Source organism: Nitrosomonas sp., assembly GCF_024282095.1.
GTDB lineage: Bacteria > Pseudomonadota > Gammaproteobacteria > Burkholderiales > Nitrosomonadaceae > Nitrosomonas.
In genome coordinates this window covers 1-4,152 of record NZ_JAMWZS010000071.1, presented here as the reverse complement: position 1 = coordinate 4,152, position 4,152 = coordinate 1, and the positions used below count along the sequence as shown (strand labels likewise).

Below are 4,152 nucleotides of genomic sequence, written 5' to 3'. Positions count from 1 at the left end.
AATATCGCTACCAGCAGCATCGTTATCATGCCCAGTTTGTAGTACTTCGAGTCGTACCACAACGACATGTCATAGCTCGCGCTCGAACTTGCACTGGTTGTGCCGTATGTTGTTGCCATTTTTAATACCTCCTATTAATTAGTAAGTTAGCTAATAGAATTAGGTGTCGCGTATGGAAAAATCAAACTTCCAACTCGACATTAATTTAGACAGATTCTCTCGTAATAAAAGTTCCCATCCATTCAAGAAAACCCGCTCATGCATTGACTCTAGTCATTATTCTACACCGTCAGATGCATTGCCTATTTTAAGAATTAATAATTCTGATTTCAAGTAGTTAACCAGTTGATACCCAAATCTGAATAAAAATATTTGTCATAAAACTGCAAAGAAACTGCAACTGTCACAAAACTGTAACATTGCTGCGATATAACGATTGCCACCTTATACACGAGTTACTTTTCAACCTCTGGATCAAAGACAAACCATGCAATCATTCAGACTTATTTTGGCAATCGTAGCTGTCGCAAATTTGAGCTTCATATCAAACGCTTACGCGTTGGATTTATATGTTGATACAAAAACCAAACAAATTTTTGCGGAACCCGGTCCTGGCCGGGTGCATATGGGCACGTACGAAAAATCCGGGCAAGCATCTGCTAAAACAGAAACATCCAAAGTACCCGTAGCACCAACGCAAACTGCAGCAGAGTCTTCGAAGAAAACAGAATCGATCGAATCAGCTTCAGGCTATGAAAGCCAAAGAGCGGAAGCGGGCAATAAACCTACGGGTGACCGCCTGACAAGATTGCGGGAAAAGGCTGAGAAAGAACAGCTTAAAGGCCAAGTTTCAGTACTCGAAGAGCGCGTCAAGGAAGTTGAGAAAATACATGGGAATTTTGATGACCGCGGATTGCATTGGTCAACCAAAGATGGCAATTTCTCAGTATCGCTCAATGGGCGGATACAACCCGCGTCACAATACAACTTCGTCAATGAGTCTGCCCCTGCTTCCGGGACCAATCTGCCGAATGAGTTGAATAGCGGCATGAATATCCGTCGTGCTCGTTTGGGTGTTGAAGGTACTTTCTTCAAAATATGGGATTACAAATTCGAATATGACTTCAGCCGCGGCAATGGTTCGGTTGGATCCGGAATTACCGATGCATTCGTGCGGTTAAATCATACCAATGCGCTATCCTATAAAATCGGTTCATTCAAGGAACCGTTCAGTTTGGAAGAAGCGGCCAGTAACCGCTATCTCACCTTCATTGAACGTCATATGTCAGTCAACTCGTTCGTCGACAACCCCAATACGTACAAAACAGGTATTGGTGTCAATTACGCGGTACAACGCTGGCAGACCGGACTGGCTTTCCAAACAGAACCTATTGGCGCTTGGTCAGCCGCTTCCACCTCAGTGAATGCCAACGGCAATCAAAGCCGCAATAACGGCTCTGGTGACACGGGCTGGCAAGGTATCGGTCGCGTCAGTGGCAGACCGTGGATGGAAGATGAAACCAAATTCATGCATGTCGGTATTTCTGCCGGACATACAGCTGTCAACACGCAATACCGGGCTGACGGTACTATGGTTGGTGAGGGATCGAATGGAGGCGGTGGCGGCATGTCATTCTTTGCGTTCCCGGGAACCAACGTGGATCGCACCAACATATTGAATACCGGCAATCTAAGTACAGGGGCGCTCACCGATCCCAATCACCGCCGCGTCAGCAGTTACGATCGCTACGGTGCGGAAGCCTGGTTTGTTTATGGCCCCTTCTCTGCACAAGGCGAATATTTGCGTACCAATATCAATGGCACTGGTTATGACAGCGAGCATTTGACCGGTTACTACGGTTTTGCGAGTTACTTTTTAACCGGCGAGTCTAAGGCTTATCACGTTAGAAACGGTGCAGCAAATCGGATCAAACCTAACCGGCCGTTTCAGTGGAATGGTTCAGGCTGGGGCGCATGGGAAATCGCTGCCGGTTACGATTACATCAATATGAACTCTGGCGTGATCAAAGGCGGTCAGGCGGATATGGTCAGATTCGGCTTGAACTGGTATCCCCACTCGAATGTTAAATTCCAGAGCAACATCATCCATGTATTGGATATCAACACGGCGAGAACACCGATCACCAATACGGATGGTTATTCCGGCGGCGCCGGCGCACGCACCAACGGATGGAATAATGGTGATTTGAGCGCATTCCTGACACAGGTCACAGTCGATTTCTAAGGCCATCAAACAGCCTGCTAATCAGCAGGATAGCTCAAATTGTGCACAAACCGGGAATTCAGAATTCTTCATGAATTCCCGGCAAGATTCAGATTTCCGCTCGTTTTGCCAGTCTTGAATGCTTATCGCAGGAATAATCTGTTATTGCCAAGAAACATGCGCTAATATCTAACGCATGAACTCTGAAGTTGCCGTGCACACAACAGCCATCTCAAACAAATGGAGGGTGAAATGCCACAGCTATACAACCTTAAGCTACTGAGTAAATTTCTCTTATTAGGCGCACTAGCAAGCGCCACGAGCATTGCAACTGCCCAGCCAACTATCAAAATTGATGGCTCCAGTACTGTATATCCCATCACTAAAGCAGCCGCAGACAAATTCGAGATCGCCAAAAAGGACACCGTTAAAGTATCGGTTGATATCTCCGGTAGCGGTGGCGGTTTCAAGAAATTCTGCCGCGGCGAGATCGATATCGTGAATGCCTCCCGCCCTATCCTGAAAAATGAAATGAAGGATTGCAAAGATTCCCGGGTGCAATATGTCGAAATACCGATAGCGTTTGATGCCCTGACCGTGGCAGTCAATCCGGAAAACAACTGGAGCAAGCGCATGACTGTCGCAGAATTGAAGAAAATATGGGAGCCCGCCGCCCAGGGTAAAATCACTAAGTGGAATCAGATAAACCCGTCATGGCCTGATGAAGCCTTTAAACTATATGGCGCAGACGCAGATTCCGGAACGTACGATTACTTCACCGAAGCCATTGTCGGCAAAGCCAGAGCAAGCCGCAGCGACTTCACTGAATCCGAGAATGACAATGTATTGGTAGACGGCGTGGCGAGTAATAAAAACGCATTAGGTTTTTTTGGTTTTGCCTATTACATCGAAAATGAGAATAAAGTGAGTGCAGTCGCGGTAGATAATGGCAAAGGCAAAGGTGCTGTTCTTCCATCTGCCGAAACCGTTGAAAATGGCAGTTATCAGCCTTTATCTCGTCCTATTTTTATCTATGTCAATGCCAAAGCGGCGGAGCAGCCTGAGATCAAAGAATTCGTTGAATTTTATATGAAAAACGCCCTGCTGCTGGTAAAGGAAGTCAAATTCTTCCCATTGCCGCCCAGAGCTTATACCACCATGTTGGAGCACTTTAACAAGAAAAGAGTGGGCACAGTATTCAATGGCGTATCCGCAGTGGGTCTTACGATCGACGAACTGATCCGACGCGAAGGCCGACTGGAATACGATAACTATTAGTGTATCCACGTATCACACTAGACAGCGATGCAAACCCACTGGGCAAGTCCACACATAGTGCAATGGTGTCAGTATTTACTCGACAGCTATGCCCATTGGGTCCGACAAGAACTCATTGATCGCAGCGGCACACCGCTGGAACAGGCCGAGCGATTATTTAACAGCACGCTTGTGTTGGCATCACACGGCGTGGAAGACGATCCCGTCTTAAATTACGGTAATCAAACGGCGCTGGATTTATGGGTCATGGACTGGCAGCAATTCACGCAAACCCCTTCCCGTCTCACCGCTGAGCCGGCCAAACGTGAAGAACGCGCGCGCATGCTGGAACAAGTTAAAACACGAGGCTATATTTCTGATTACAGCGGCATAAGAATTTCCAGTACCGGTAAACGCTTCCAGGTTGACAAAATCGTCATCTGGAACATCCACAAACCCGACGGCACCGCAGTTGGACAAGGCGCTATGTTTTCTGCCTGGAAATATATAAGCTGAATTTAACTTCCCAGAATAAAACAAATTTGCCCGAAAACAATATCTGGTTTATTCTTTGCCCCCTGCTGATCATAGATCGGAGAAGTGACCGAGCGGCTTAAGGTGCACGCCTGGAAAGCGTGTGTACGGCTCAAACCGTACCGCGGGTTCGAATC

Annotated in this window: 3 protein-coding genes; all 3 read left to right on the top strand. The window is 47.0% G+C overall.

Going from position 1 to position 4,152, the window contains the following annotated elements:
* The first annotated feature begins 487 nt into the window (after nt 1-487).
* The 3 genes from Q0K92_RS12840 (at nt 488) to Q0K92_RS12830 (ending at nt 3,997) form a co-directional block, all read left to right on the top strand.
* Nucleotides 488-2,245: a porin gene (locus Q0K92_RS12840; RefSeq protein WP_297326190.1), complete on the top strand. Its 1,758-nt coding sequence runs from the start codon at nt 488-490 to the stop codon at nt 2,243-2,245.
* Between the two features lie 231 nt (nt 2,246-2,476).
* A complete protein-coding gene (locus Q0K92_RS12835) occupies nt 2,477-3,502 on the top strand; it encodes a PstS family phosphate ABC transporter substrate-binding protein (RefSeq protein WP_297326189.1) in 1,026 nt (341 codons plus the stop codon).
* 27 nt (nt 3,503-3,529) lie between these two features.
* Nucleotides 3,530-3,997: an MEKHLA domain-containing protein gene (locus Q0K92_RS12830; protein ID WP_297326188.1), complete on the top strand. Its 468-nt coding sequence runs from the start codon at nt 3,530-3,532 to the stop codon at nt 3,995-3,997.
* The last annotated feature ends 155 nt before the right edge of the window (nt 3,998-4,152 follow it).

Excerpts from the sequence above, each read along its gene's own strand:
- Q0K92_RS12840 (WP_297326190.1), top strand. The coding sequence starts at position 488 with ATGCAATCATTCAGACTTATTTTGGCAATCGTAGCTGTCGCAAATTTG.
- Q0K92_RS12835 (WP_297326189.1), top strand. The coding sequence starts at position 2,477 with ATGCCACAGCTATACAACCTTAAGCTACTGAGTAAATTTCTCTTATTA.
- Q0K92_RS12830 (WP_297326188.1), top strand. The coding sequence starts at position 3,530 with ATGCAAACCCACTGGGCAAGTCCACACATAGTGCAATGGTGTCAGTAT.